The sequence below is a fragment of the Aphanothece microscopica RSMan92 genome (assembly GCF_046613545.2).
In the GTDB taxonomy this organism is placed as follows: Bacteria; Cyanobacteriota; Cyanobacteriia; order PCC-6307; family Cyanobiaceae; genus NIES-981.
In genome coordinates this window covers 1-5,291 of the sequence record NZ_JBKKKY020000103.1, presented here as the reverse complement: position 1 = coordinate 5,291, position 5,291 = coordinate 1, and the positions used below count along the sequence as shown (strand labels likewise).

Annotated in this window: 6 protein-coding genes; all 6 read right to left on the bottom strand. The window is 61.7% G+C overall.

Annotated elements, in window-relative coordinates; translation table 11 throughout:
- The coding region (locus ACLD7X_RS15725; protein WP_425625345.1) for a CmpA/NrtA family ABC transporter substrate-binding protein at positions 1-921 on the bottom strand (921 nt) is incomplete at its 3' end.
- Between the two features lie 320 nt (positions 922-1,241).
- On the bottom strand, positions 1,242-1,805 hold the full coding sequence (locus tag ACLD7X_RS15720; protein WP_411424620.1) for a Crp/Fnr family transcriptional regulator: 564 nt from the start codon (positions 1,803-1,805) through the stop codon (positions 1,242-1,244).
- Between the two features lie 654 nt (positions 1,806-2,459).
- The gene (locus ACLD7X_RS15715) at positions 2,460-2,774 is read right to left on the bottom strand and encodes a P-II family nitrogen regulator (RefSeq protein WP_411424619.1); all 315 of its coding nucleotides are present in this window, start codon (positions 2,772-2,774) and stop codon (positions 2,460-2,462) included.
- Between the two features lie 49 nt (positions 2,775-2,823).
- Positions 2,824-3,819, bottom strand: a complete 996-nt coding sequence (locus ACLD7X_RS15710; RefSeq protein ID WP_411424618.1) for a sodium-dependent bicarbonate transport family permease — start codon at positions 3,817-3,819, stop codon at positions 2,824-2,826.
- Positions 3,820-3,960: 141 nt separating this feature from the next.
- Complete coding sequence (locus tag ACLD7X_RS15705; RefSeq protein WP_411424617.1) at positions 3,961-4,524, bottom strand: Crp/Fnr family transcriptional regulator; 564 nt, start codon at positions 4,522-4,524, stop codon at positions 3,961-3,963.
- A gap of 467 nt (positions 4,525-4,991) precedes the next feature.
- The coding region (locus ACLD7X_RS15700; protein ID WP_411424616.1) for a DUF6671 family protein at positions 4,992-5,291 on the bottom strand (300 nt) is incomplete at its 5' end.

The window sequence follows — 5,291 nt, the reverse complement described above, 5'->3', positions numbered from 1 at the left end:
CCCCAGCTGATACTGACCTTTCAGAGCCGGCTTGAGAACCTCAACGGGGGTGTTGAAGTAAGCCCGCGAGGAGATCAGCTCAGCCACCTCATCACGGTTCTCCTGCTTGTCGGCCCATTGCTGGGCTTCGATGAGTCCCTTGATCAAAGCAAGGGTGGCCTTGGGATGCTTGTCGACCCAGTCGGCGCGCACCGCAAGGAATTCCTCAGGATGGAAGGGCCAGATCTGGGCCGTGAGGGCCGGGATGTAGCCGATGTTGTCCTTGACGATGCGGAACGGCCAGGGATCACCGGTGGAGAAGGCCTCCATCGTGCCGTTGCGCATGCCCTGCAGTGTTTCGGTGGAGGGCACCGTCAGCAGTTCGATGTCCTTGTCCGGGTCGATGCCACCCGCCGCCAGCCAGTAGCGGATCCACATGTCCTGGTTGGCATTGGGGTAGGTGTGGGCCGCCCGGAACTTGCGCCCCTCCTTCTGGGGGAAGCGCTTGAACACATCCACCTTGGACGAGAGATCAACTCCCAGATCGTCGTTCTTGAGGCTGTTGGACACCGCGATGGCATTGGCCTGGCTGATCAGCTGGGCCAGCACGTACATCGGCACCTTCTTGCCATCGGTGATGATGCCCTCCGTGATCATGTGGGGCATGGGTAGCTGCCATTGGCCACCATCGATGCCTCCGCCTCCGGAGCCGAGAACCACGTTGTCGCGGGCCGCGGGCCAGCTGGCCTGCTTGGCCAGCTCCACCTTGAGCCCGTGCTTGGCGAAGAAACCCTTCTCCACCCCCACCACCAGGGGAGCAGCTTCAAGAATCGGGATATAGCCAAGCTTGATGGTGCCTGTTTCGAGTTTGGCACTGGCAGCCTGATCCACCCCGGTTCCCGGAGAGGCACCCCCACCGGAACCTGTGGGTGGGGTGCCCATGCACCCGGCCAGCAGCAGAGTTGCGGACAGGGAGCCACTGGCAAGCGTGAGAAAACGACGTCGGTTCAGCATGGCGACAGGTAGAAATGAAGGGCACGGGCGAACGAAACCGATGGGCAGACATGATGTTGCCCACGGCCATCACATGAAGCAGGAAGTAAGGAAGCGGCAAGCCATCAAGCGGCAACCCTTGCAGTGGGAAGGCCTTAGGCTCCAAGCTGGGTTCGAACCCTCAGGGGGGAGGTGAACGGGCCAGCAGGACTGGCGTCAACATCACGGTGGCCACGAGGGGTGGCAGGGGAAGGAGGACCATCGGCCGATCAGGGACAGTCCCAGAGCTCGGAAGCCGAGACCCGCATCAGGAGCGCTCCTCCGGCCTGGGTCGCCAGCACACCGGACTGACGGAAATGGGTGAGGGCCTTGGTCACGGTCACCCGGGTCATGCCAGCGATATCGGCCAACTGCTGATGGGTGAGGAGCCTGTCCCCGAACCGCAGCATCACCCCCTGGCTGGTCATGGTGCCGAAGCGGGTGCCGAACCAATCGAGCAGGTGCAGCAACCGTGATTCCGCCGGCCGCACCCGGCTCAGCAACAGCAGAATCGAGGCCTGGCGCAGCTGCCCCTCCAGGAACTCGCGCTCCTGGGTACTGCTGGGCTGCTCTTCCTCCACCACAACGGCGGAGAGGGAGCGCAGCTCCAGGCCTGAGAAACCGATCAGGGCCGGGATCACCAGCTCACCCGGCCCCCACACCCCGAGGGTGAGGGGGTCGCCGCTCGGGCAGCAGCGGGCCAGCCAGACATAACCCTGCTCGATCCGCCAGCCAAGATCGACCGGCAACATCTCACCGGCCCGCAGGTTGAGGCGGAGACAACGACGTGACATGGAGACGGCCATAACGGGACAGCAACAGGAGCAAGGAAAGAAACTGAACGCGACAACAAAGGCACAAAGAATCAGAAGGATCTGCAGACCACAGACCAATGATTCACCGGAAGACTCAACCCTTCAGATGCAGCCGATGGCCTTGAAGACCGTCGGAGTCATGGATGGCGTCACACCGAAGTTGAGTCCGGGAACCTTAAGGCTTTCTTGCGCCATTGCGGCACCCCAAAGCGCCAGGATTACGGATTGGAGGGATAAGCCGGGATGATCAACTGCAGGCCGGAGCACAAGCGATCACATGCTGATGATCTGGTGCTACAAGAATCAGGTTCAGCCATGACCTGCAGCGCCATTACCGCCGCGGCTCCATGCTGAGGGAGGGCACGGCAAAGCCTCTGGCTGCCAGATGGGGTCTCCGGCCTGGCGGCTCCTGCACAGGGGTCGCCCCCGGCCCGGACACGCGGGATCACGTCAAGGTGCGTCCCCAGAGCCCCCCCTGGAGCGCGGAGCCTGGCCAGGCCGCTGGAGCGTCACCTGCTTGCAGACGCGGGAACGGGAGCCGCGCCAACCACGCCACAGCCCACACGAAAAGCCCCGGCTGGGCGCAAGGGCACAGCCGGGGCCAGATGAAGCTAAACGCCGATTCAGCTCGGCTCAGAACTTATGGTCGCGCAGAGCCTCAACCTGATAAATATACGTGATGATGGAGTAGTCGGCATAGTACTTGGCCTCAATCTCACGGGTGATCTTGTCGGCCAGCTCACGGGTGCCGGTAAGAACCTCGATCTTCACATTGGAAAGCGTATGCGACACGCTTGGATCTCCAGTGGAGCGCACATTGCGGCTACCTTCACCACCGGCTGCATTCACCGTGTAACCAGTGGCCCCTGCTGCCTTGATGAGCTTGATGAGCTTCTTGGAAAGGATTTCCTCCCCAACGATCACCAGCTTCCAAACCTGTTGACTCATGACGTAGACCTCCGATTGGTTGTTGCTTTGAAGTTTTAACTACCGGCCATCATTTCGGCAATATTTCGGCGATGCCGATGAAGAGCGGAATGCAGAGCGCGATCGCCACTGGAGTGCCGATGGCGGTGGAGGCGCCAATGTAGGCGGATGGATTGGCGCTGGGGATGCCGGCGCGCAAGGTGGGAGGCCCGGAGATATCAGAGCTGGAAGCAGCGATCACCGCCAGAACCACACAGCCTCCGTAGCTGAAGCCCGTGAGTTGATGGATCACAAGGCCAAGACCGAAGGCGAGAAAGCCATGCACGAACGGCGCGATGAAGGCATACACCGCATACCACTGAGCCACCTTGCGCAGCTCATTCATCCGCTGCGCGGCTTCCATGCCCATGATGATCATCATCACAGAAAGGAAACCACGGAACAGCGGGTTGAAGAACGTCTCGTAAACCGGCTCAGGCTTGGTGAAAATGCCCAGGGCCAGGCCCAGCAGCAGGGCGGTGACAGCCGAGCTCTGCAGACTCTCCTTCACGATCGGCCAGATCTCCACCTTGCCCGAGCTCTTGTCGCCATGGTTGCTGAGGTAGACGCTCGCCACAACGATGGCCGTGACCAAGGCCGGGATATCCATGAAGGGGTAGAGGGCTGCAGTCCAGGGCTCGTAACCCACACCGGCTGTATCGAGCTGGGGCAGAACGGCCGCCAGGGTGGAGCCACTCACGGCGCCGAAGAGGCCTCCTGTGGCCACGGCGTCTGCCACTTTGATTCCAGGTAGCTTCGCCAGGGTGTACCGGGCGATCAGAACGATGATGATTCCCAGGAAGATCGCCGCCAGGGCAGGCAGGAAGATCTCGGCAAGATTGGATTTGCGAATGGCAATGCCACCGGTCAGTCCAATCTTCAGCAGCAGGAAGAAGGTGATGAACCTGTAAATCGAATCAGGAATCGCGAGTTGGCTTCCAAACGAGGCGACCACGATGCCGCCGATCAGGAAGCCAAGCGTTGGAGACTGGAGCTGCTTGATAAAAAGCTCTAAGAAGTCGGACACCTTTGATCCTCTAGGGGTGCTTGCAGTTTTCAGGTTTAGGCTGGAATCCGAACCCTCAGCGAGGAGGGGAACGGGCCAGCAGGACACGCATCAACACGGCATCAACTCCGCAACTCAGGACAAGCATTGACCATCGGGGGTTCAGTGGCACTCCCACAGGTCAGCCACAGGCCGTCGCAGCAACAGGGCACCGTCCTGCTGCCCCGTGATCAACCCGGCCTGACGGAACTGGCTGAGCGCCTTGGTCACGGTGACCCGGGTCATGCCGGCAATGTCGGCCAGTTGTTGATGGGTCAGCGGCCTCTCCCCGAACCGCAACTGCACCCCCTGGCCGGTCATGGTGCCGAAGCGTGTCCCGAACCAATCGAGCAACTGCAGCAACCGGGATTCCGCCGGTCGCACGCGGCTGAGCAACAACAGCATGGCTGACTGGCGCAGCTGGTCCTGGAGAAACTCCTGCTCCATCGCACTCGAGGGCTCCTCCTCCACCACCACCACCGGCGAGAGGGAGCGCAATTCCAGATCCGACAGGCCGACCAGCGACGGGATCACCAACTCGCCCGGTCCCCAGACCCCAAGCGTGAGAGGGTCGGCACCCGCGGTCCAGCGGGCCAACCAGAGATAGCCCTGTTCAAGCCGCCAGCCGATGTTGGCAGGCAACGTCTCACCAGCCCGGAGGCTCAGGCGCAGACAACGACGTGACATGGAGATGACCATCGCGGGGGGAGGTGAGGAATGGAAGCGCAAAGCCTCAGAGAATCAGCACAGGGACAGGACAAGAACTGCCGATGGAAGGCAGAAGCAAAGCTGATGACATCGACGCCTGAAAACCAGTCGAGGGCCCTGAAAGCCCGCCAGAGACATGGAAGGAAGCGCGTATGAAATTTGGTCCGCAAACCTTAGGGCTTGCCTGTGCGGATGTGTCGGCTCAGACCTGCAGGATTCCAGATTGGAACCATAAGGTGGCGTGATCGACGCCAGTCCGGCGTAGTGGCACCCACAGAATTCCGTGTAGCTTTTTATTGAGAACGGCGGGAAGTTTGCCCATAGTGCTTGCTTCCTGGAGGTCAAGCCGCTTGAAGGTCCACTTCAAGCGGTTTTTTTTGCCCTGTCGCCCCGCCCTGGCACAGGCCACCTCCGCTGGCTGACGCTGATCCGGGGTTGCACCAGGTTCAGGGGTTGCACCAGGGGCAGTGCATCGGATCAGCCTCCCGCCTGCCATCCCGACGTGGCTTCAGCTCAGTGCGGCCGCAGGCGGCACAGCCCCAGCGCTCCTGGGCGGTGAGCGACGTGGCGGTGCCGCAGCAGCGGCAAGGCAGACCGGCCAGCGTGCCGGTTCTTCCCCAGCCGGGTGAACCACAGGCTGGGCACAGCTCTCGAAGCCGCCGCACGAGCTGGAATCCCAACCGTCGGATGCTGGCCATCCGGGTGGGATTGCAATGGGCCCGCATGTCGGTTTCCACCAGCACCGC

Bases quoted from the DNA above. Each gene is read 5' to 3' on its own strand.
- ACLD7X_RS15715 (WP_411424619.1), bottom strand. From the start codon at position 2,774: ATGAGTCAACAGGTTTGGAAGCTGGTGATCGTTGGGGAGGAAATCCTT.
- ACLD7X_RS15705 (WP_411424617.1), bottom strand. From the start codon at position 4,524: ATGTCACGTCGTTGTCTGCGCCTGAGCCTCCGGGCTGGTGAGACGTTG.
- ACLD7X_RS15720 (WP_411424620.1), bottom strand. From the start codon at position 1,805: ATGTCACGTCGTTGTCTCCGCCTCAACCTGCGGGCCGGTGAGATGTTG.